This is a genomic window from Herminiimonas arsenitoxidans, assembly GCF_900130075.1.
In the GTDB taxonomy this organism is placed as follows: domain Bacteria; phylum Pseudomonadota; class Gammaproteobacteria; order Burkholderiales; family Burkholderiaceae_D; genus Oxalicibacterium; species Oxalicibacterium arsenitoxidans.
Genome location: NZ_LT671418.1, coordinates 1,567,455 through 1,590,074 on the forward strand (window position 1 = coordinate 1,567,455; position 22,620 = coordinate 1,590,074).

The following is a 22,620-nucleotide window of genomic DNA, read 5'->3' on the forward strand; positions in this document are numbered from 1 at the left end:
AAAAAGATGAAAATAATTTTTGAAAAAATGTGAGGCACGCGAAAGCGGCGTAATGCTTAGAACCTGTTTACGATCTGTAGCGAGAGGTCATCAGCCGGTGGCGGCCGGAGCGGAGGAACCGGAATGTACTTGAGTACATGAGGATTCCGAGCACCGCCCGACGCCGGATCATGGCCTCGCAGTAGGATCGCAAACAGGTTCTCAGATCGGGCCGAGCACAACCCAATAGCGCGTCGTGCTGGTCATGCGTATCGGAAAGGATTTGACCAAAACCTGCAGCGCCTTGTCCGTATCCGCAAGCGGGAAAGCGCCGGATACGCGGATATCCGCTACCGCCGGATCGCATGCTAGCCGACCACGGCGATAACGCGACAGTTCGGCAACAACATCACCGAGTCGCCAGTCATTGACGACCAAACTGCCCTGCTCCCATTCCACCAGCGCATCATCGGTAGCGAAGGTCGCGCTGATCTCATTGCGCGTCAACACCGCCGATTGACCGGCCTGCAATATCCGCACAAGACCATTGTTCAGCGTGCGCAATTCGACCGCATCATCCAGTACAGCAACCACCGTGCGGTCGTCAAAAGTGCGCACCGTAAAACGCGTGCCCAGCGCAAGTATCGATCCCTGCGCTGTTTGCACGACGAAGGGCCGTGCATCTTCGGCCGCATGTCTATGCTTTGCTGTTTCTATCAGGATCTCGCCCGACCAGAGTCGCACCGTTCGACGCGTTTCGGAATAACGGACATCTGCCGAGCTATCTGTATTCAACACCATGCGCGAACCATCGCTCAACAACACGCTGCGCTGTTCACCCACACCCGTGCGGTAATCCGCCATCCACGGTTGCAGCAAGGTGCGGTCCGTACTGGCGCGATAGGACACGTAAGCAAGTCCACCAGTCGACGCCAGCAGAAACACGCCACGCAGTACAGCACGCCGCCCGCGTCGTACCGACTGCAAAGTCGGCAGTGCGATATTGGCCGGCACCGCTTGCATGGACTGGCGTATCGACTGCATACGCTCCCACGCCCGACGATGATCGGGATGTTGCTGCAGCCAGTCTTGCAGTGCCTGCTGATCTGCCTCATTGCTCTCGCCCGAACACAAGCGCGCATACCAGGCGACAACTTCCTTGCGCAGTGCAAGTTCGTCACGCGGCACTAGAGTGTTGGAAGAGTTATCAGCAATGCCGGTAGATAAAGATGACGTCATGGCGCGAGCAAATAACAATGTTCGAGCGCCGTGCACATATAGTTGCTGACCGTACGCTTGGTGACACCCAGTTGCTGTGCAATCTGCTCGTAAGTCAGTCCTTCCAATTGCGAAAGAAGAAACGCCTGACGCACGATAGGCTTCATGCCATCCAGCATGGCATCGATGGCGAGCAAGGCTTCCAGCAAAATGGCACGAGTTTCAGGCGATGGCACTTCTGGTTCCGGCAAGGAAGCCAGCACATCCAGATAGCTGCGCTCCAGATCCTGTCGGCGGAAAAAATCAGCCACCAAACCTTTTGCTATCGTCCCCAGATAAGCACGCGGTGCACGCACATCAGGCGACTCTCGCTTGAGCAGCACACGCACAAAAGTGTCTTGCGCCAGATCAGCCGCCTGATGCCCGCAGCCCAGCTTCTTGCGCAGCCAGCCGCACAACCAACCGTGATGGTCGGCGTATAGCGTGTGCATTTGTTGCTGAAGAGGGGAATCGGCGGCAGCCATTGCGAAGTCGACATTTACGTAATGAGAATTGTTCTCATTTTAGCCCGCACAAATGTACTTGCGCAATGCGTATAGATATCTCCGTATGATCGGCACCACATTCATCATGGAATGAGCTTTTTATTATCAAAAACTCGCTCTGAGCGTCAAGGTTGCATTGCGTGGATCACCATAGACATTGCCGAAATTCACGCCACGGATGCCGGAGTAGTAAACCTTATCGAGCACATTGTTGATGACGAGCGAGGCAGTGATCTTGTCGCTATAGCGATAAACAATGCTCATCTTCAACACACTAAAAGCGCCCTGCTCCGATTTGACTGTCCCGTTCAATGCGTAATAGCTGCTTTGTGCATTGATGCCGCCACCAACAGACCAGCGACGCTCGTCGATTGGCAATCGATACTGTGTCCACAGTTTGAAAAGATGACGTGGTGTTTGAGTACGGAACGAGGTGCCTTCGTTGAGCAAGTCTTTCATATACTTCGTACTGTTATAGGTATAGCCGGCAAAGAGATCCCAGTCCGGCGTCAATTTGCCGGAAACCTCGGTTTCTATCCCTTCGCTGCGTACTTTCCCTTGCGCTTCATAACACCAGCCTGTTACCGCAGCACCGGCACAAGGAGTGCCTACTGTTTCTTGCGCGCGGTTTTTCTGATCGATGCGGAAGGCCGCGATCGATGCGTTCAATGCGCCGTTGAAGAATTCACCCTTCAAACCGATTTCGTAGTTACTGCCAACAATAGGAGCTAGCTCCTTGCCACCGACAGTGAACTGCGTCGTCTGCGGCAAAAAGATATCAGCGTAACTGGCATACAGCGAGTAGCGATCGTTCAGTTCATAGACGAGGCCGGCATAAGGCGTCAATTCGCTGTTGTAGGCGATTTGTCTGCCTTGAGTCGTGACACCTGTGACGAAATTATGATTGTCCGTCTGTGTCTTGTACCAACTGAGACGCGCACCAAGAATCAGCTTGAGCGGATCGCTCAGATTGAGACGCGTGCTGCCGTACACGCCATATTGTTTTGTGGTCGCCGTAGTGCCGCTGGTGTAAGGACCGGCATCTGGTTCCGGCACGCTGCTTGGATCGAAATTAAAAATATCCGGGATCGCAACCGGCGGAAGGAAGTTGCTGCCTTTGGTATCAACGTTGTAGCTTTGTGCGTTGACGCCGATCAGCACATCATGCCGTCGACCGAACAGAGTGACTTTCCCATCTGCATTGGCATCGAGATTGTAGCGATCACCATCGGAATGCCACTTGATCCCTGTGTAGATCGAAGCGTTGGAACTACCGGGAACAACGCCACCATTTGCTGCCGTGCCACTTGTGACTGAACGTTTGAAATCCTGTTGCTGATGCGAGCCGTTGAAGGCGAAGTTCAGCTTCCAATCGTTATCAATGCGATGCGTCAAGCCGGCGAATACTTCCGTAATGTCCTGATCCCAACGATTCCAGGCAGGTGTCAGATTAGTAGAGCGCGGCAATCCTAAGCTGCGTCCATCGCTATAGCGTGGAAGGCCGAAGATGCTGGGTACGGCATTCACTTGTTGCTGTTGCAGACCCAGTGTCAACATCGTTGCCGGCGCAAGATCAATGTCGACGACGCCGTAGAAGATCGATTTTTTCGAGCGCTGATAATCGACGTAGCTGCCACGATCATCGTAGACGCCGACGAAGCGGCCGCGCACGCTACCTGATGCATTGAGCGGACCACCGATATCAAACTCGCTGCGATACGAATCCCATGCACCCATGCTGGCGGCAACAGATCCGGCAAATTCATGGGTAGGTTTTTTGCGGACCAAATTAACGGTCGCAGATGGATTGCCCGCACCCTGCAACAGTCCGGCCGCTCCGCGTATCACTTCGATGCGATCAAGCACGGCAACGTCATAACCGGTATAGGAAGTGCCGAGAAAAGTTTGCGGTACACCGTCGTACTGATAAGACGTAATCGGGAAACCACGTGCAACCAGATTGGCCGCACCGGAAGCACCGGTCGTGGTATCGAGTTGTACCCCGGTAACCTGATCCAGCGCTTCTTCAAGTTGCGTCATGTTCTGGTCGAGCATGCGCTGTTTAGTAAGCACGCTGACCGATTGCGGAATCTGGCGCAATGATTGTTCCCATTTGCCTATCGTGACGGTATTCGTCGTATAGGAACCCGTCCCTTCCGTGGTGGGATCCAGCACCTTAGCGTTGACACTGACTGCCGGCAATGTCGTCGTGCCGGGTGCGACCTTGCGCAAAATGTAGCCACCGTTGGTCTGACGTATCGCTTCCAGTCCGCTGCCTTCCAGCAAGCGAGTGAACCCTTCATCGACACTGTATTTTCCTGTGAGGCCGGCAGATGTCAGTTCGCGCGTCTGGGCAGAATCCGTGGAGAGCGTAATGCCGGATGCGGCGGCAAATTCAGCCAGTGCAGCACCAAGCGGACCGGGCGCAATCTGGTAAGACTGTTGGCTGCTTGCCGATTGTGCATGGGCAGACACAGACATGCCGGCCAGCATGATGGGAGCGGCCAGTGCCATGCTGAGCACGGCAAGCCGGACGGCATTGCTGGCCGGGGTAAGAGTACGAACGCAAGGGAGCGTCTGCTGTGATGGTCCAAATTGATGCTGCATGAATTTTTCCTGTCAGGCTGTTTAGAGGAACGCGGATGAGTCCGCTTCTACTCATAAAGCCGAACGAGAGATCGAAAACAGCAACCCCTGCAGCAAATTTTTTTCAACCCAACGGTCCAACCTGAACCCAGTAACGTGTGAAGTAGCGCACACGTATGGCATGCGATGCTGCCAGACTTTCCAGCACGGCATCAATGTCGTCGAGGCGATAAGCGCCGGTTATCTGCATCGCTGCCACGGCAGGATCGCAATGAAGTTGGCCACGTTTATATCTGGACAATTCCGCGAGGAAGGTATCCATACGCTGATCAACCGCGATCAGCATGCCGCGTGTCCATGCGCCCTGACTGCGTTCGAGTGGAACCAGCGAGCCGACAGCCTTGTCGGTGAAGACTGCTTGCTGACCGGCTTCCACCCGAACCGGAGATTCTGTCGTATCAAATGGTGCAACCTCAACCGCATGTTCGAATACAGCAACCAAGGTGCTGCCTTTGTCACTACGCACGCTGAAACGTGTACCGAGCGCGCGTATGCTGCCCTGTCTCGTTTCGACAATAAAGTCACGCGATGCTGTACCGGCAGCATTGTCCGTAGCAGTGCGTATCATGATTTCACCTTGATGCAGGCGAATCACACGGCGGGTCGCGTCATAACGTATATCCAGCGCGGTATCAGTATTGAGTTCCAGCGTACCGCCATCGGCCAGAGTGATCGTACGTCGCTCGCCCGGCGCGGTTTTATAGTCAGCACTCCATGCGCGCCACGGTGTGGTTTCGTGCGCCGCCCAACCAGCAGTGCCGGCAGTCAGCAGTAGTGTCAAAACTTTTAATGCAGTACGCCGACGCTGTTGCGCCCCCTGCAGTGCGGGCAGTGCAAGCTGAGATGGCATGCTGCCGAGATGACGTTCCAGTTGTTGTACGAGATCCCAGGCACGACGATGTGCGTCGCTAGTGGCGATCCATCGTTCAAGTGCGGCATGGTCGAAGTCTGCTGACGTTTGGCTTTTCAGATCTACATACCAGTTGGCCGCAGCTTCCAGCAAGGTGCGATCTATCAATGCGGCTGATTTGCGCACTCCGTCTGCGGCGCTCAACAGCGGCGTCATCGATGGCATGCTCATGCTGCCGCCAGCACCAGACATTCAGTGTAGGCGCGCACCAGATGCTTCTTCACAGTAGGCAGAGAAATACCGAGACGGCGGGCGATATCGACATAGCGCAACTCTTCGATTTGCGCGAGCATGAAGATTTGCCTGGTACGCGAACCAAGTTCATCCAGCATGCGGTCGATAGCTACCAGCGTTTCAATGATGATGGCATGCGTTTCCTGCGAGATGGCTTCCGACTCAGGATACATCGCGAGTGCTTCGAGATATGCGTTTTCCAAGGCCTGCCGACGAAAGCGATCGATCACCAAGCCGTGCGCAATCGTCACCAGATAACCGCGCGGTTCGCGCAAGTGTGTGACATTGCGGTTGCTCATGACGCGGACGAAGGTATCGTGCGCCAAATCGGCAGCATCAAATGCATTGCCGAGCTTGCGGCGCAGCCAACTCTGCAACCAACCGTGATGGTCGGTATACAGCGTGTGCACCTGTTGCTGATGAGGGGAATCGGCGGATGCCATTGAAGAAATCTAATTTTATTGAATGAGAATTGTTCTCATTTTAGTCTATGCAAATGCGCTTGCGCAATGCGCACAACCATCACCGTATGATCGGCGCCACATCAACATGACAACGATACCCATAAAAATCCCCGCGGCCGTCAATCGGGCGCGGGGATTTTATATGGAGAACGACGATGGCAAGTTGCCTATCATCGCTAGGCATCAATCAATAAGTAATCGACTACTTCACTTCGATGATGAAGTTCTCACGTGCGCGACGCACTTTCTTGAGGTCGACCAACCAATCACCTTCCTCGGCACGATAACCGATAGGCAAAATCACGACGCTGCGTAAATGCTTCGCTGGCAATCCCAGGATTTCATCGACTGCGGCCGGGTCGAAACCTTCCATCGGTGTCGCATCGACTTCTTCAAACGCGGCGGCGAGCAAGGCCGAACCAAGTCCGATATAAGCCTGTCTTGCCGCGCTCTGGTAGTTGCCTTCCTTCCCTCGTGCAGCAACGATGCCAAGCAGCATTTGACGATAATTTTCCCATCCCTCATTCACGACACCACGCACCTCGTTGGTTAGATCGAACATCATGTTCACGCGCTCGGGCGTGATGTCATCCCAGGCAGCAAACACGAGTAGGTGGGAACTATCAGTAATTTGTGCCTGATCCCAACCGACTGCCCTGATTTTTTTGCGTATGTCGGGATTGCTTACCACCAACAATTCGTAAGGTTGCAGACCGCTTGAGGTTGGGGTAAGTCGTATGGCTTCCAGTATGCGCTCCAGTTTTTCGTCAGAAACAATTTTGGAAGGGTCGAATTTTTTCGTGGCATAGCGCCAGTTCAATTGCTGAATTACTGCTGTCATGTTGTTACTCCAAATAGCTGTGATAGGGGAAGCAAACCGAACCCAATCAAATACAAGACGGTAAAACCAGCCTAGCATCGGGTTGTGTCTCAGCGTATACTAAGCTTCAAGTTAACTTGAAGGTCAAGCGAAAATGAAGATAGGCGAATTAGCGCAGAAAACCGGGCTGACGACATCGACCATACGGTTTTATGAGGAACAGGGACTCATACAGCCACCGACTCGTGGTGCCAATGGCTATCGCTACTATGACGATAGTGATCTACGGCGTTTGCATATGGTGATGAAGGTGCAAAAACTAGGCTTCTCTTTGGATGCTATTCGTGGCTTGTTCATACATGACGGGCAATGCTCCAAATCGAGAACCCTAGAGCAAATCGATATTCGCCTCGAAGAGGTAGCGCAGCTTGAAGCGACCCTGATGGCTCAACGTGCTGAACTGATATCGCTGCGCGACATACTGGAAGCGAGTATCAAGACAGGGCTTGATCCTGTATGCACCGCATCGCCTGGCCCAGATCAAAACCAATTTAAATATGGCGACATGTCGATTCACAATCGCATGCATGCCAAAGGAAACAGACCGTAGTATTTACTCACTTCGTGGCCGGAGAAATAAAAATTACGCTGTAATAAAAAATGCGTGATGGCCTGAAAAGGCATCACGCATTTTATTTTTTGAATACCGTCTAACTTGAGCGCGGCTTGTGGTGAAGTTATTGGGAGTGAACGACTACTTTTTCACCAACTCCCATTTACCGGCCTTGGCTTTACAGACTTGTAGCCCTAAAGTTTGATCCTGCCCTTTTGCATGCAACACGATGCTCAGATCACGGCAAGTTTTATCACCTGTGGTCGTGGTATTCGACGCAGTGATTTCTGCGGTGACCTGTGTGGCATTGCCTAAACCCTTGTTGCTCCAGTCGAGCTTCTCGCCATCTTTTTTATTATCGAGCACATCGCCTGCAGCTTTGTGCAGAGAAGCGTTGTCCTTAGCCTTTAAGTAAGTAATCGGCGTGTAGTTCAGGAATCGTAAGTTGGCAGCTTGTATAGACGGCGTCACGAACATAGCCAACCCAGTAACAAACAAAATATTCAGTAATCGTGTGCGCATTCATCTACCCTTTCATGTTCATTCAAATAGGTACCCGAAAACAGGGGGTAACAACATTACAACAACTATGAATGAATATAGTGAAATACAGTGAATGGCACAAGCCCAATATCAAACGGTGTCCTATCCCCGATAACAGAAACAAGATCGACTCCTTACTTTGTTAAACTCGCAGCACTTCCCGCTTCACCACCTTGATGACTTCGATCGACAGCAAAGTCACGAATACGAGAAACATGCATAACAAATTATTACTGGCGCTGATCCTGAGCTTGAGCACGACCATCGCACATGCAGCTGGCGATGTAGTCGCAGGCAAAAGGGTCTTTGCAACATGTGCGAATTGCCATCAGGTAGGCCCATCTGCGCGTGGCAACTTTGGGCCACAACTCAATGGGATAGTTGGAAGAACAGCAGGGACAACGACAGATTACAAGTATTCGCCGGCGATGAAGGCATCCGGCATCGTATGGACAGAGAAGAATCTACGCGCTTTTATCAAGTCCACGCATGATGTCGTGCCAGGTAACAAGATGCGTTTTTTTGGAATCAGCGATGAAAAGCAGATCACGGATTTGCTGGCTTATCTGCAAACCTTCAAATAAACCTGCTGCAGTTAGTTGTAGTCAGCCTGCGCTCTCTCCAGCAGCTTTTGTAATTGCTGCAAGCCCTGCTCCCAATCACCCAGATTGGATTCGGAATTGATGTGACCCAAAGCGCCAGCACTGATGAAGTCGCTGCCCCAGATATCTGCCCAGTAAGCAGCTCTATCACCAGCCATCCACGGATCGTTGGTACTGCCTATCACGATGGATGGGCACGGCAAGCGTGCATCGCGCAAGAGATGATCCACACCAAACTTCTCTGGATCTGCCGGCGCAACCAACAAGGCACCCGCCAGATCAAAGTGACCGCGACTGGCCGCATGCATAGTCGTCAGGCAACCGAAGCTATGTGCCACGATCAGAGTGGGCTGATCCGATTCAAGCAGGACTTCAGTCATGCGTTGCGACCAGCGCAGCAATTCCGGTTGCGCCCAATCGTCTTGTTCTACTCGCTGAAAATTTGGATAGCGGTTTTCCCAGCGCGTTTGCCAATGCTCGGCACCGCTGCTGTGCAAGCCAGGTGCCACCAGCACACGATAGTCGGATAAAGAAGTCATGATGCAAAGCCTGCCGTCGCGATAGTCTCCAACTCGCTTGCACTCGCTTCCTGTGCAAAGCTCGCCTTGGGTTGATCCCACAAATAACCTTGCGCCAATATCGTTTGCCGGGCTTGTGTACCCAGCGTGCGCAATCTGTCATAAATCGCTGTTGATTCTACACGCTTGAAAACTAGCTTGACGTGTTGATCCGCAGCTACGCGCAATAATTGCAGCGTGGCTTCTTCATCGGTAATTTCACGTACATCGACCTTGATCACATCAGGATGCACTTGATCCAGCAACTCCAAGCCTTGCCGCGCGTTGGCAGCATTCACTGCCAGACGGAAGCCATTGCGGCGATAGTTATCGGCAACGTAATTCAACAACCAGGCTTGATCCGGCTGTATCAATGGCAATTGCAAAACGATTTTTTTATGCGGCAAGCCGAGTACATCCAGCACGCGACGGAAGGACATACCGTGATTGCTATCAACCGCCGCCAGCAGACGCGCATGCACGCTAAGGTAGAGATCGTAATCAACCATTTCCGGTTGACGATAGAAATTGACCGCATGCAGCAGACGGCACAAACGATCCAGTTCTATCGATTGCTCATCGGTGGCACCAGTATCCAGCAGCTTCCACAGGCTCAAGCCTGCGTCGCTTTTGGAATAACTGCGCATGAAGCCTTGCACACCGACGATCTCGCCGGATTCCGGCGTACGTATCGGCTGAAAGGCGCTGGTCAGTGTGGAATTGAAATAGCGGCCGTGCGCCCGTCCCTGTTCATCCAGCCACAAGGTGCTGTCGGCCCGAGGTGCAGCGTGCAGCCGTGAGAGATATTGTTGCAAGGCGGGGAAAGTCATGCTGCTCTTCCTTGATCATCAAGGAGACATCTGAAAGCGCGCGCGTCTATGGCACGCTTTCAGACGCGCCTTTAGTTCATAACAATTTGGCGATCGATACTTCAGTTGCCTTGACCAGCGCAACTACTTCGGTACCGATCTTCAGTTCCAGATCCTTGACCGAGCGTGTCGTAATGACAGAGGTAACAATACCGGCTGGCGTTTCGACATCAACTTCCGATACGACGTCACCCAGAATGATGTTGCTGATCTTGCCTTTGAACTGATTGCGTGCATTGATTTTTTCGATACTCATGATGTTTCCTTTGTGTAGGTTAAAAATTCATTTCAATAAAAATGTGATCAAACTGCCCAGGCAAACTGGTTCACTGTTTTCAACAGCGAGACATCGCCCAGAGAAGTATCTTGTGCATCAGCGGAAGGTGGAATCTGCAATACATGCGCAAGGATGCGTTCTTCCAATTGTGCAAACGTTGCATTACCGCGTGCACGTGGTCGCGCCAGTGGAATACGTTCATCCAATGTGATGCGACCATCCTCGATCAGCACCACACGATCAGCCAGCGCAATCGCTTCCTGTACATCGTGCGTCACCAGCAATGCGGTAAAGCCGCGCTTTTGCCACAGCGTTTCTATCAATTGCTGCATCTCGATCCGTGTCAGTGCATCGAGTGCACCGAGCGGTTCATCCAGCAACAACAGTTCAGGGTCATGCACCAGCGCGCGTGCCAGTGCGACGCGTTGACGCTGGCCGCCGGACAATACCGCTGGCCATTCACCGGCACGTTCTTCCAATCCGACCTGACGTAATGCCTTCAGGGAATCGTCTTTCTTCGGCAAACCGAGTGCGACGTTGTCGAGCACACGCTTCCATGGCAACAAGCGTGAATCCTGAAACATGATGCGAGTTTCCGGCGCGCTCTTGCCATCGCCGAAAGTGAGTTTGCCGCTGTCTGCCGTTTCCAGTTCTGCGATCAGGCGCAGCAAGGTACTTTTGCCGCAACCGCTGCGACCGACGACGGCGACAAATTCGCCTGGCTCCAGTACCAGCTCGATCGATTTCAAAACCTCGCGGCCGCTATAGGACTTGAACAGGTTTTCTACCGTGACGCGTATGCCGCGCTTGGCCGATGTCGGCGTCGCCGCAGCGACGCTTTGTTGCTCTATCTGATTTGTTTGCATGATGTGCTCCACTTTCTTAATGGCGGTAACCGGGATGCCAACGCAACCAGTAACCTTCCAATGCGCGTGACACGACATCAGCGAGTTTTCCGAGCAAGGCGTACAGAAGAATGCCTACCAGCACGACATCTGTTTGCAGGAATTCACGTGCATTCATCGTCATGTAACCGATACCTGATTGCGCCGAAATAGTCTCCGCCACGATCAGCAACACCCACACCAAACCGAGCGAGAAGCGCACGCCTACCAATATCGATGGCAAGGCACCTGGCAAGATCACATCGCGATACAGCGACCAGCCGGACAAGCCGTAGCTCTTCGCCATTTCGATCAAGCCTTTATCAACCGAACGGATACCGTGGAAGGTATTCAGATAGACCGGGAAGAACACGCCGACTGCGACTAGAAAAATCTTCGATGTCTCTTCAATTCCGAACCACAGAATCACCAATGGAATCAATGCCAGCGCCGGAATATTGCGGATCATCTGCAATGTCGTATCGAGCAAAGTCTCTGCCGTTTTAAACGTGCCAGTCAGCAAGCCCAGCAACAAGCCCAGACCGCCACCTACGGCAAAACTAGTGGTTGCGCGCCACAGACTGACTTTGACGTGCGTCCATAACTCACCGGATATCGCCAATGCCCATGCTGCTTTCGCCACCGCAAACGGCTCGGGCAAAATACGGCTGGAGAGCCAGCCAACTTGTGCGGCGATCTGCCAAATAGTGATCAACAAAATCGGCACTATCCACGGCACCAGTTTTTTCAAACCACTGGCGCGCCATGTCGATTTTGCTTTGCCGGCAGTAGCACTACCGGTAGCGAGAGTTGGGAGAACAGCGCTCATGATGATTCCTTAGCTCTGCGAAACTTTAGGCAGGATGTCATTGGAAATGACTTCGCCGAACGGGCCAGTCAATACCGCGTCACCCGAACGTGCCTTACCTTTGCCCAGCAATGGGAATACCAGTTCGGCAAAGCGATACGATTCTTCCAGATGCGGGTAGCCCGACAAGATGAAGGTTTCGATGCCGAGGTCTGCATATTCCTGCATACGTGCAGCAACCGTTTCTGGGTCACCGACCAATGCTGTGCCTGCGCCGCCGCGCACCAGACCGACACCAGCCCACAGATTTGGAGACACTTCGAGCTTGTCTTTTTTACCGCCATGCAGCGCTGCCATGCGGCGTTGGCCTTCAGAATCCATCTTGTTGAATGAAGCCTGCGCACGCGCGATCAGATCGTCGTCCACGTACTTGATCAACTCATCGGCGGCTTTCCATGCTTCTTCATTGGTTTCGCGCACGATCACATGCAGGCGTATACCGAACTTCAAAGTGCGACCGTGTTTAGCAGCACGTGCGCGCATGTCGGCAATTTTTTCTGCCACAGCTGCCGGCGGTTCACCCCAGGTCAGATAGACATCGACTTGTTCTGCTGCCAGTTCATGTGCTGCTGGCGACGAGCCGCCGAAGTACAGCGGCGGATACGGCTTTTGTACTGGTGGGTACAAAGTCTTCGCGCCCTTGACCTGTATGTGTTGGCCTTCAAAATCGTAGCCGGCATCACCGCCTTCACCCGACAATGAAGCGCGCCATACTTTCAGAAATTCATCAGTGATTTCGTAGCGCTCGGAATGACTCGCATGCAAGCCATCAGCTTCCAGTTCGGCTTGATCGCCGCCAGTCACGACATTGATCAACAAGCGTCCTTTCGACAAACGATCGAAAGTAGCTGCCATGCGCACCGCAAGACCTGGCGTACTCAAACCTGGGCGTACCGCGACCAGAAATTTCAATTGTTTGGTTTCACCGATCAAACTCGACGCTGCAACCCATGCGTCTTCGCACGAACGGCCGGTCGGCAGCAACACGCCGTCGTAACCCAACGTGTCTGCCGATACGGCTACCTGTTTCAGATAATCGAAATCAACCTGACGCGCACCTTTCGAGGTACCCAGATAACGACTGTCGCCATGTGTAGGCAAAAACCAAAAAACATTCAAACTCATGATCTCATCCTTAAAACAAATCAGCGCCGCCTCTCATGCGGCGCTTACTACATACATTCCGCTGCTACGTTCTTTAACGCTTGACCAACGCATCCTTGACCGTGATCTTTTTCGGGATCAGTTTCAGATTGCTGAATACATCGGCAATCTTTTGCTGCTCAGCGATCACTTCTGCTGTCACCGGTTTAACGCCGTATGAGTAGCGCTTGGCAGCCAGTTCCACACTAGGCAAATCGAGGCCGGTCTGCGCCACGAGTACCTTGGCGACTTCTGCCAGATTCTTGCTGCTCCACTGGTCAACCTGATCCAGTTCGTCCAGCAGGATGGAAATAATTTTTGGATTCTTCTCGGCGTAAGAACGCGCTGCGAGGAAGAACTGATGGTTGGCAACGATGCCGGTGCCGTCAGCCAGTACACGCGCACCGATTTGTTTCTCTGCCGCAGCCAGGAATGGGTCCCAGATCACCCATGCGTCTACACTGCCGCGCTCAAATGCAGCGCGTGCATCGGCTGGCGCCAGGAAAATTGTTTCGATATCTTTATAGTCGAGGCCGGCTTTCTCCAATGCCTTGACCAGCAAGTAATGCACATTCGAACCTTTGTTCAATGCGACCTTCTTGCCCTTCAAATCAGCCACTGTTTTCAACGTTGAATTCTTCGGCACGATGATCGCTTCGCTGGCTGGCGATGGCGGTTCATTACCGACGTACACCAAGTCCGCACCTGCAGCTTGTGCAAAAATCGGTGGCGCTTCGCCTACTGTGCCGAAATCAATACTGCCGACATTCAAACCTTCCAGCAGCACCGGGCCGGCTGGAAACTCTGTCCATTTCACTTCGATATTCTCTGCAGCCAGGCGCTTCTCCAGCGAACCGCGACCCTTCAGGATCACTAGCGTGCCGTACTTTTGATAGCCGATGCGCAATACACTTTTCGCCTGGGCCGATGCCAGATTCGGCAAGCCTATGCTCAAAGCACCCACTGCAGCGGCAGATAAATATCCAAGTGTGCGGCGCTTAGCCAGGCGTTTATCGTTAGAAATGGTCATGTCGTTTTCCTTGTTATGCAAAATTTTGAGAAAAAATCTCCCCCATCGGTGCAACAGCACCGATTTTTTTCAACACATCGGATAGAGATTTGTGCGTCAGACCTGCTTGCGCAGGCCCGGTAAATCAAACGCTACAGCGCACGCTGGAGAAAGGAATCGAGTCGAACTCGTTAAGCGTTGCTGCATCATTCAGCGCAGACAAGCTGGCAGAAAGATTCTCTATGCCATCGCTCACGCGTTTGGCAATTGCAGCATCCAATGTCAAACCCTGCTCCGCCGACCAATTGATCTGCAAATCAGTCGCATAGATGCTGGGCAATACATGCTTGGCATCCAGCGCCGACAACACAGGGCGCAAACCGTAATCGAGAGCCAGCATGTGCGATTGGCTGCCACCTGTTGCCAGAGGCAAGACCAACTTCCCACGCAAACCATCTTGCGGCAACAGATCGAGAAAGGCTTTCAGGATTCCGCTATACGCCGCCTTGTAGACCGGCGTTGCAATCACAACGGCATCCGCCTGCGCAACTTGTTCCCTTGCCGTTTTCAACAGTTCATCCGTAAAGTCTGCATGCACCAGCGCCTGGGCAGGCAAATCACGTACATGCAGCTTCACATAACGATGACCAAGCAAAGCCAGTCTTTCGCCCACGTGATGCAGCAAGCGGGTAGAACGAGATGGTGTTGAAGGACTACCCGCGAGCAACAAAATATTCATTTCTATTCCAGAGATACGGCTTATTTTTTGCCTGGTTGATAAATCTTGTCGAAGATGCCGCCGTCAGAAAAATGATCCTTCTGTGCTTTGGTCCAGCCACCGACATCTGCAATCGTGTACAGCTTCAATTTTGGAAATTGCGCTGCATATTTCTTCGCTACTTTTTCATCGATAGGACGATAGTAGTTTTGCGCTGCGATTTCCTGACCTTCGGTCGAGTACAGATATTGCAGATACGCTTCAGCTACTTTGCGTGTGCCACGACGATCAACAACTTTGTCGACAACAGCGACTGGTGGTTCAGCCAAAATACTGGAAGAAGGCGCAACGATCTCAACCTTGTCCGGGCCTAATTCTTTAATCGCCAGAATCGCTTCGTTTTCCCAAGCCAGCAATACGTCGCCGATACCACGTTCTACGAAGGTCGTCGTTGCACCGCGTGCGCCGGAGTCCAGCACAGGAACGTTTTTATACAATTTGGTGATGAAGTCAGTTGCAGTCGCTTCATTGCCGCCTGGTTGTTTCAATGCATACAACCATGCAGCCAAATGGTTCCAACGCGCGCCACCGGATGTTTTTGGATTTGGTGTGATCACGGATACGCCTGGTTTGACCAGATCGTTCCAATCTTTGATACCTTTAGGATTGCCTTTGCGTACCAGGAACACGATAGTCGAGGTGTAAGGCGAGCTGTTGTGCGGCAAACGTTTTTGCCAGTCTTTAGCCAGCAAACCACGTTCAGCAATCGCATCGATGTCATACGCCAATGCGAGTGTGACTACGTCTGCATCCAGACCGTCGATCACGGCACGGCCTTGCTTGCCGGAACCACCATGTGATGTTTTAATCTTGGCGTCATCGCCCGATTTGGCTTTCCACTCTTTAGCGAAAGCTTTATTGAATTCCTGATACAGTTCGCGTGTTGGATCGTACGAAACGTTCAACAACGACACTTCTGCGGCATGCACGGTCGGCGCAATCAATGCGAATGCGAGAGCGGTGCCTAATAATTTTTTGAGCAACATTTTCTTTCCCCTTGGGCAATTCGTTTTCTGGAGATTGAAGATTAAAGCCGCTCAAATAAAAACAAAACGAATTGTTTCATCGATCCTTATGCGTTTTCCGAATATGGAATTTCTGCCCTTCTGCTGAAGAATCCACTCTTTTCCCGCTTTTTCCCAGCTTGTACTCGTTTTCGTTTTTGTTGCTAGACTAAAAAAGCCAACAAGAAAGGAAAGCATGCAATGAAGTATCAACAACTTGGAAAAACAGATATCAAAGTCAGTAATATCGCACTAGGCACCATGACCTGGGGTGAGCAAAACAGTGAAGCAGATGCACATGCACAACTCGATATGGCGATCGCAGCCGGCGTCAATCTGATCGATGCCGCAGAAATGTATCCCGTCCCACCTAAACCAGAAACACAAGGATTGACTGAACGTTATCTCGGTAACTGGTTGAAAAAATCCGGCAAGCGCGAGCAACTCATCATCGCCACCAAAGCCGCTGGGCCTGCTCGTTTGCCGCACAATCCAAAACATGTACGCAATGGACAAAACAGTTTTGATCGCACCAGCTTGACCGAGGCACTGCACGGCAATCTGGAACGTCTGCAAACGGATTACATCGATATCTATCAACTGCATTGGCCGGATCGCAGCGTGAATATTTTTGGTCGACAAAATTATGAGCATCATCCAGATGAAGACACAGTACCTATCGCAGAAACATTGTCGGTGCTGGCTGACTTCGTCAAGCAAGGGAAGATACGTTACATAGGTGTATCGAATGAAACGCCGTGGGGCCTGTCGCAATTCCTGCGTGCATCGGAACAATTGAATCTGCCACGCATCGTCAGCATACAAAATCCCTACAGTCTGGTGAATCGTTATTTTGAAATTGCGCTGTCAGAATTTTCACATCAGGAGCAGATAGGTTTGCTCGCTTATTCGCCGCTCGCCTTCGGTGCACTGTCAGGAAAATATTTGAACGGTGCGCGCCCTGCAGATGGACGCATGACACTGTTCGAACGCTTCGTCCGTTACAAGGCACCGCAAGTGGAAACTGCTGTGCAAGCCTATGTCGATCTGGCGCATAAACATGGCCTCGATCCGGCGCAAATGGCTTTGGCTTACGTTAACACACGGCCCTTTTTAACGAGTACGATTATCGGCGCCACTACTTTGCAGCAATTGCAAAGCAATCTGGATAGCATCCATCTCGAACTGGATGCAGCTGTACTGAATGGCATAGAAGAGATACACGCCAGACATCCGAATCCTGCGTCATGATGTTGGCATGGAAGTCGTCACTTGTATCTGCCGCAATCTGATCGCATAGAAATTTTTTCTCGAAAGGAAAATCATGAGCACTACGTACAAGGTCGCCGTTGTTGTCGGCAGTCTGCGCAAGGATTCCATGAATCGCAAACTGGCACAGGCACTCAGCAAGCTGGCGCCGGCCTCCCTGCAATTGAGCATAGTGGAAATCGGTGATCTGCCACTCTTCAATCAGGATCATGAAGGCAATCCATCGCAGCCAGTGATCGATTTCAAACAAGCGATCAAGTCAGCCAATGCTGTGCTCTTCGTCACGCCGGAATACAATCGTTCAGTGCCCGGCGTATTGAAGAACGCCATCGATACAGGCTCGCGTCCTTACGGTCAAAGTGCATGGAGCGGCAAACCCGGCGCCGTCATCAGCGTCTCGCCCGGTGCCATCGGCGGCTTCGGTGCGAATCATCATCTGCGTCAGGTACTGGCTTCCGTCAATGTACCGACCATGCCGCAACCGGAAGCGTACATCGGCAATGGCAGCAAATTGTTCGACGATAGCGGCGCGCTCGCCGACCCATCGACTGGCGAATTCTTGAAGAAATTTCTCATCGCATTCGATCAATGGATAGAACGCAATATCTAAGATTGAAATAAAAAATCGGCACAGCAAAGTTTTTATCCTTTGCTGTGCCGATTTTTATTTGTTTCTGATTTTTTAAACGATCGAGCTATGTTCAGTTGCCAGTGAATAAAGGCCACAAAATAACCAGCCAGGTTGCACCAGCCAGAAACAGCGCCAGCATCACCGCAGCACTACCAAAATCCTTGGCATTTTTTGACAAGGGATTACGTTCCAGCGAGACGCGATCCACTACCGCTTCGATTGCTGAATTAAGCAGTTCGATAATCAGTACCAGCACAAACACGCCTATCAGCAACAGCTTCTGCAAGGCCGAAACCGGCAACATCAATGCGGCTATCGTCGCGATCACAACAACGAATAATTCCTGACGAAAGGCATGCTCACCTTTCCATGCTGTCTTGAAACCTGCAATGGAATAACCCAAGGCAGAAAAAATACGCTTCAAACCGCTTTTGCTTTTGAATTCACTAATAGGTTGTTCTGGATAGCTCATGCGATTTCACAGTGAATGGGTTAAGAGGGTGAAGCGAGGCAACAAGTTGCTGCGATTATCAGTGCAACGGTAGATAGACACAAGCAACACATGATGCTTCCCAGATTATCCCCACCAAACCGTAAACATGCCGTTAAGCCCTATTTTGCGCAAACCAAATCGTGGCAATTCAGACGACAAAACAAGAGGCGGGCTTCTTTCATCTTTCACAATGTGATATAACATCCAGACTGCAATGCCCACATTGGAATATGAGAACAACGAATACGGCTGAGACAGACAAAACCTCCATTCAAGTCATTGAACGCATGGTTTCGCTGCTGGATGCACTCGCGACCTACCCCGATCCAGTCAGCCTGAAGGAACTCTCCAGCGTCACGGGTTTACATCCGTCCACAGCTCATCGCATCCTGAATGACCTGGTCATCAAGCGCTTTGTCGATCGCTCCGAGCCTGGTACTTACCGACTCGGCATGCGCCTGTTGGAACTGGGAAATATCGTCAAGAGCCGTCTGGACGTACGTGAAGCTGCGCTCGATCTGATGCGACAACTACACCGCAAGACCAATCAAACCGTCAATTTGTCGGTACGACAAAACGATGAAATCATCTACATCGACCGCGCCTTCTCGGAACGCTCCGGCATGCAAGTGGTACGCGCCGTTGGCGGACGCGCACCTTTGCATCTGACGTCAACCGGTAAGCTCTTCCTGTCGATAGATGAACCAAGAATGGTGCAAGCCTACGCGGCACGCACCGGCCTCGCCGGTCACAACAAGAATTCGATTACCGACTTGAGCAAGCTGCAAGGCGAACTGAGCCAGGTACGCGCACACGGCTATGCACGTGACAATGAAGAACTGGAATTAGGCGTGCGCTGCATGGCGGCCGGCATACACGACGATAGTGGCAGGCTGATTGCGGGCTTGTCTATCTCTGCGCCGGCAGATCGGCTACAGGAAGAATGGCTGGCAGATTTGATGGATACCGCCAAGCAGATTTCTGCTGCGCTCGGCTACACAGAAACAGCATGATCATTGACGCCAAATAAACCTCTGCTGGCGTATGCAAGACCAATAAAAAAGGCGAACCGTAGTTCGCCTTTTTTATTGAGTGCATCGTTCAGCTTTGCACCGCATGATGTTTGCCTGCGATGTTTTGCGGCTGCTGAGTTTCTATCCATTTACGTATCCGTGTTGCATCTCCCAGACGCGAGAGCTTGCCTTTGGAGTCAAGGAAGATCATGACGATAGGTCGGCCACCAATATTCGCTTGCATCACGAGGCAGCGACCAGCTTCAGAGATATAACCTGTTTTTTGAATACCAATTTCCCAATCAGGATTGGTGACCAGGCGATTCGAATTGGCGTATTGCAGTGGACGTCCGCCCGGCTCAACAATGTATTTCGTATCCGTTGAATATTGACGCAAGATTGGGTGGTTATATGCAGCCATCACCAGCTTCGCCAGATCGCTTGCACTTGCCACGTTATTGCTGGACAAGCCTGTCGAATCAACATAGTGCGTACCGCTCATGCCCAACGATTTTGCCTTGGCATTCATCGCTACGACAAACGCACGGAGACCGCCCGGGTAATGACGACCGAGAGCAGAAGCTGCGCGATTTTCTGAACTCATCAAAGCGATGTGCAGCATGTTCGCGCGCGACAATTGCGAACCTACACGCAGACGCGATGAACTATTCTTTTCGCGATCGATATCTTCAGTCGTGACTTCCAGCACTTCATTCATGTCTTGCTGTGCTTCGACGACTACCAGACCTGTCATCAATTTGGTGATCGATGCAATCGGCAAAGTCACGTTCGCATTTTTTTCAAACAAGACTGCCGATGTGGATTGATCCAGCACCAGCGCGACGTTCGATGCAAGGGCCAATGAATCACGCGTCATGTTCAAGCCCGCGATATCGCCTGCGGTCAAGACTGGAGGAACGGCTGGAATAACTGGTTTGGCAACGCGTTGATAAATCGCCTGACGCTTGCCGTGCACAACAACTTCTTTTTTGACGAGCTTCTCGCTGCTGTTCAGCGAGACAGTGTTGCGCTGTTTGGATTTCTTGTTGGATGCAACCGTTTGCTTGGTGTTGACGCGTTTGGTCGACTTAGTTGATTTGCTAGCTTGTTTGGCTTGCGCGACTGGCTTCTTCGCAGCGGCAGCGCGTTTGGGTGCCTGTGCTTTTTTGGCCTGTGCGTTGGATGCGACTTTCTTGTTAGTCGCCTTCTTCGCATTAGTGGAGCTCGGCTCTTTAGCCAACGCCATAGGTGCGTTGAAAATAACGAATAACGAAAAAAATATCCCCAGCGCGGACTTAAGCATCTGCGACTCCCCAATTCATACGATGAAATATGGCTTGCAGTTTAGCAAATATCGGAAAATGTGCAAGATAATTAGATAGTTAGCTGTTTTCATTAATCTACTTTCTAACTAACGATATCTTTTTCCTCACATTATTGGTGCAATTTTCGACTAAAAATACACCGTTCAAGCCCCGAATTTATTGCTACGCAACAATAATTTTCATAGGAATCGGCCTCTTTTCCGCTACTTTTTCACTACAAACGCTACCCCCACAACAGCAAGCAACATGCCAGCCACGCCTATCAAACTGAAGGTCTCGCCAAACGCAGCCCACGCCATCAATGCAGTCGTTGGTGGCGTCAGATAAAGCAAGCTGGTGACCTGTGTCGCAGCACTTTTACGTATCAATGCAAAGAGCAGGAAGATCGCGCCTATCGAGAGCGCAACGATGGACCACAGCAGCGCGCCTATAAAGCTGGGCGTCCACTGCACGGTTTCCAATGACGGTGAAAAGCCTTCAAAGTAGATGGCGAAAGGCAGTACGACCACGCACGATGCGGCGAATTGAATAATGGTCCCGGTACGCAGATCAAAATGCGGACAATAGCGCTTCTGATACATCGTCCCTATCGTGATCGACAGCAAAGCCATCAGGCACAAGGCGATGCTTTCCCAGGTCAAACCGATCAGCGTAATTTTATTGGCAACCACCAGCGCCACGCCGCATAGACCGAAGATCAGGCCGATCCATTGACGACCGCGCACTTTCTCACCGATCAAGGGCGCAGCAAACGCCGTCAATACCGGCTGCATACCAACAATCAAGGCAGACAAGCCGGCCGGCATGCCGAGCTTGATTGCACACCACACACCGGCCAGATAACCTGCTTGCACCAAGATGCCGGCAACGGCGATATGACGCATAGTGCCTATCGGCCACGGCGCACGCAGCAATAAAACCAATGGCAGCAAGATAATCAACACGCCGACAAAACGCAGCGTCAAGAAGGTCAACGGCGGCGCATACGGCAGGCCGAACTTCGCGACGATAAAACCGGTACTCCAGATCAGCACGAACAGGAAAGGCATCGCTGCCAGCCAAGGGCTTACCGTCTTACTTGAATCTGTATGCATTCTTGCTTTCTATTCTTTCAATTCCGCGTGGGAAGTACTTGCAGCACAGCTTTGGGCATGCCCTTATTAACGCCTGCCAGGCAAAATTCTCGCATTTTTCTCAGGAAAATATTTATTTGTGCATTGCAGCAAATATCGCTTGACACCATCCTTACAATACTTACAATGGGTCATGTTGCAACGCACAACGCCAGTTTTTACCTACCGCAGTGATGTACTACCTTCACAAAGGAGAAACCCATGTTTGCTATTCCAGAGCAGTTTTCCGCCGCCACCAAACACCAGTTTGAATCGCAACTCGCCATCCTGAATTCGCTCACCAGCACAGCATTCGATAGCGTACAAAAAATCGTCGACTTGAACCTGAGCGCGGCGAAGTCATCATTGCAGGAATCCGGCGCTGCTGCACAAAAGCTCGCCACCGCCAAAGATCCACAGGAATTTTTCTCACTCAGCGCTTCGCAAGCACAGCCGAACGCCGAAAAAGCACTGGCTTACGGTCGTCACCTGGTGAGCATCGCAACCAGCACGCAAGCTGAATTTACCAAGGCAGCGGAAACACAAATCGCAGAAACCAATCGCAAGGTCTTGTCCTTGATCGATGAACTCAGCAAGAACGCACCAGCCGGTTCTGAAAACGCCGTCTCCATGCTCAAGTCTGCAATCGGCAATGCCAGCGCCAGCTACGAACAACTCTCCAAAACAACCAAGCAAGCAGTTGAAGCCTTGGAAGGTAATTTGAATGCAGCCGCCAGCCAATTCGCCAGCGCTGCAGAAAAAACCACGACCAAATCACGTAAATCGTAATTTCTCAGAGCTCTCCTCACTGGCC

25 protein-coding genes and 1 other RNA gene are annotated in these 22,620 nt (G+C 51.7%); 6 read left to right on the forward strand and 20 right to left on the reverse strand.

Going from position 1 to position 22,620, the window contains the following annotated elements:
- Positions 1-64: 64 nt before the first annotated feature.
- The 7 genes from BQ6873_RS07365 to BQ6873_RS07395 all read right to left on the reverse strand — a co-directional run bounded on the left by BQ6873_RS07365 (position 65) and on the right by BQ6873_RS07395 (position 6,837).
- Positions 65-139: non-coding RNA, sX9 sRNA (locus tag BQ6873_RS07365), on the reverse strand.
- Between the two features lie 62 nt (positions 140-201).
- A complete protein-coding gene (locus tag BQ6873_RS07370; protein WP_083664415.1) occupies positions 202-1,218 on the reverse strand; it encodes a FecR domain-containing protein in 1,017 nt (338 codons plus the stop codon).
- A complete protein-coding gene (locus tag BQ6873_RS07375) occupies positions 1,215-1,721 on the reverse strand; it encodes a sigma-70 family RNA polymerase sigma factor (protein WP_076592067.1) in 507 nt (168 codons plus the stop codon). Before BQ6873_RS07375 ends, BQ6873_RS07370 begins: the two co-directional genes overlap by 4 nt.
- A gap of 126 nt (positions 1,722-1,847) precedes the next feature.
- Complete coding sequence (locus tag BQ6873_RS07380; protein WP_076592068.1) at positions 1,848-4,349, reverse strand: TonB-dependent siderophore receptor; 2,502 nt, start codon at positions 4,347-4,349, stop codon at positions 1,848-1,850.
- A 103-nt stretch (positions 4,350-4,452) separates the two neighbouring features.
- Positions 4,453-5,469: a FecR domain-containing protein gene (locus BQ6873_RS07385; RefSeq protein ID WP_162274196.1), complete on the reverse strand. Its 1,017-nt coding sequence runs from the start codon at positions 5,467-5,469 to the stop codon at positions 4,453-4,455.
- A complete protein-coding gene (locus BQ6873_RS07390) occupies positions 5,466-5,975 on the reverse strand; it encodes a sigma-70 family RNA polymerase sigma factor (protein WP_076592069.1) in 510 nt (169 codons plus the stop codon). Before BQ6873_RS07390 ends, BQ6873_RS07385 begins: the two co-directional genes overlap by 4 nt.
- A 223-nt stretch (positions 5,976-6,198) precedes the next feature.
- Entirely contained in the window at positions 6,199-6,837 is a 639-nt protein-coding gene (locus BQ6873_RS07395; protein ID WP_076592070.1) for an NAD(P)H-dependent oxidoreductase, read from the reverse strand.
- Between the two features lie 133 nt (positions 6,838-6,970).
- On the opposite strand from BQ6873_RS07395, the gene BQ6873_RS07400 reads away from it, so the two are divergent.
- Entirely contained in the window at positions 6,971-7,426 is a 456-nt protein-coding gene (locus tag BQ6873_RS07400; protein WP_076592071.1) for a MerR family transcriptional regulator, read from the forward strand.
- 144 nt (positions 7,427-7,570) lie between these two features.
- On the opposite strand, the gene BQ6873_RS07405 is transcribed toward BQ6873_RS07400, so the two are convergent.
- Positions 7,571-7,951, reverse strand: coding sequence for a hypothetical protein (locus tag BQ6873_RS07405; RefSeq protein ID WP_076592072.1), 381 nt, complete (start codon positions 7,949-7,951; stop codon positions 7,571-7,573).
- Positions 7,952-8,187: 236 nt separating this feature from the next.
- On the opposite strand from BQ6873_RS07405, the gene BQ6873_RS07410 reads away from it, so the two are divergent.
- The gene (locus BQ6873_RS07410) at positions 8,188-8,556 is read left to right on the forward strand and encodes a c-type cytochrome (protein WP_173830588.1); all 369 of its coding nucleotides are present in this window, start codon (positions 8,188-8,190) and stop codon (positions 8,554-8,556) included.
- Between the two features lie 11 nt (positions 8,557-8,567).
- On the opposite strand, the gene BQ6873_RS07415 is transcribed toward BQ6873_RS07410, so the two are convergent.
- The 9 genes from BQ6873_RS07415 to BQ6873_RS07455 form a co-directional block, all read right to left on the reverse strand.
- Complete coding sequence (locus BQ6873_RS07415; protein WP_076592073.1) at positions 8,568-9,113, reverse strand: RBBP9/YdeN family alpha/beta hydrolase; 546 nt, start codon at positions 9,111-9,113, stop codon at positions 8,568-8,570.
- Positions 9,110-9,961 (reverse strand): EAL domain-containing protein, encoded by an 852-nt coding sequence (locus tag BQ6873_RS07420; protein WP_076592074.1) that lies wholly within the window; start codon positions 9,959-9,961, stop codon positions 9,110-9,112. Before BQ6873_RS07420 ends, BQ6873_RS07415 begins: the two co-directional genes overlap by 4 nt.
- A 76-nt stretch (positions 9,962-10,037) precedes the next feature.
- Positions 10,038-10,256 (reverse strand): TOBE domain-containing protein, encoded by a 219-nt coding sequence (locus BQ6873_RS07425; RefSeq protein ID WP_012078607.1) that lies wholly within the window; start codon positions 10,254-10,256, stop codon positions 10,038-10,040.
- Between the two features lie 47 nt (positions 10,257-10,303).
- A complete protein-coding gene (locus tag BQ6873_RS07430) occupies positions 10,304-11,143 on the reverse strand; it encodes an ATP-binding cassette domain-containing protein (protein ID WP_076592075.1) in 840 nt (279 codons plus the stop codon).
- A gap of 16 nt (positions 11,144-11,159) precedes the next feature.
- Positions 11,160-11,990, reverse strand: coding sequence for an aliphatic sulfonate ABC transporter permease SsuC (gene ssuC / locus BQ6873_RS07435; RefSeq protein ID WP_173830589.1), 831 nt, complete (start codon positions 11,988-11,990; stop codon positions 11,160-11,162).
- Between the two features lie 9 nt (positions 11,991-11,999).
- Complete coding sequence (ssuD, locus tag BQ6873_RS07440) at positions 12,000-13,148, reverse strand: FMNH2-dependent alkanesulfonate monooxygenase (protein WP_173830618.1); 1,149 nt, start codon at positions 13,146-13,148, stop codon at positions 12,000-12,002.
- Between the two features lie 79 nt (positions 13,149-13,227).
- Positions 13,228-14,202 carry a sulfonate ABC transporter substrate-binding protein gene (locus BQ6873_RS07445; protein WP_076592077.1) on the reverse strand — a complete coding sequence of 325 codons (975 nt, stop codon included), beginning with the start codon at positions 14,200-14,202 and terminating at the stop codon, positions 13,228-13,230.
- Positions 14,203-14,326: 124 nt separating this feature from the next.
- Entirely contained in the window at positions 14,327-14,920 is a 594-nt protein-coding gene (gene ssuE, locus BQ6873_RS07450) for an NADPH-dependent FMN reductase (RefSeq protein WP_076592078.1), read from the reverse strand.
- Between the two features lie 20 nt (positions 14,921-14,940).
- Positions 14,941-15,945 (reverse strand): sulfate ABC transporter substrate-binding protein, encoded by a 1,005-nt coding sequence (locus BQ6873_RS07455; protein ID WP_076592079.1) that lies wholly within the window; start codon positions 15,943-15,945, stop codon positions 14,941-14,943.
- A 219-nt stretch (positions 15,946-16,164) separates the two neighbouring features.
- Between BQ6873_RS07455 and BQ6873_RS07460 the strand changes: the two genes are divergently transcribed.
- Together BQ6873_RS07460 and BQ6873_RS07465 are read left to right on the forward strand one after the other, a co-directional pair.
- A complete protein-coding gene (locus BQ6873_RS07460; protein ID WP_076592080.1) occupies positions 16,165-17,214 on the forward strand; it encodes an NADP(H)-dependent aldo-keto reductase in 1,050 nt (349 codons plus the stop codon).
- A gap of 73 nt (positions 17,215-17,287) precedes the next feature.
- A complete protein-coding gene (locus BQ6873_RS07465; protein ID WP_076592081.1) occupies positions 17,288-17,842 on the forward strand; it encodes an NADPH-dependent FMN reductase in 555 nt (184 codons plus the stop codon).
- A gap of 91 nt (positions 17,843-17,933) precedes the next feature.
- Here BQ6873_RS07465 and BQ6873_RS07470 read toward each other — a convergent pair whose 3' ends face one another.
- Positions 17,934-18,335, reverse strand: a complete 402-nt coding sequence (locus BQ6873_RS07470; protein ID WP_076592082.1) for a diacylglycerol kinase — start codon at positions 18,333-18,335, stop codon at positions 17,934-17,936.
- Positions 18,336-18,586: 251 nt separating this feature from the next.
- Between BQ6873_RS07470 and BQ6873_RS07475 the strand changes: the two genes are divergently transcribed.
- Positions 18,587-19,369: an IclR family transcriptional regulator gene (locus tag BQ6873_RS07475; RefSeq protein ID WP_076592083.1), complete on the forward strand. Its 783-nt coding sequence runs from the start codon at positions 18,587-18,589 to the stop codon at positions 19,367-19,369.
- Positions 19,370-19,457: 88 nt separating this feature from the next.
- Here BQ6873_RS07475 and pbpG read toward each other — a convergent pair whose 3' ends face one another.
- On the reverse strand, positions 19,458-20,672 hold the full coding sequence (gene pbpG / locus BQ6873_RS07480; RefSeq protein WP_076592084.1) for a D-alanyl-D-alanine endopeptidase: 1,215 nt from the start codon (positions 20,670-20,672) through the stop codon (positions 19,458-19,460).
- Positions 20,673-20,897: 225 nt separating this feature from the next.
- Positions 20,898-21,788, reverse strand: a complete 891-nt coding sequence (locus BQ6873_RS07485) for a DMT family transporter (RefSeq protein ID WP_076592085.1) — start codon at positions 21,786-21,788, stop codon at positions 20,898-20,900.
- 240 nt (positions 21,789-22,028) lie between these two features.
- Between BQ6873_RS07485 and BQ6873_RS07490 the strand changes: the two genes are divergently transcribed.
- On the forward strand, positions 22,029-22,595 hold the full coding sequence (locus tag BQ6873_RS07490; protein WP_076592086.1) for a phasin family protein: 567 nt from the start codon (positions 22,029-22,031) through the stop codon (positions 22,593-22,595).
- Positions 22,596-22,620 lie beyond the last annotated feature (25 nt).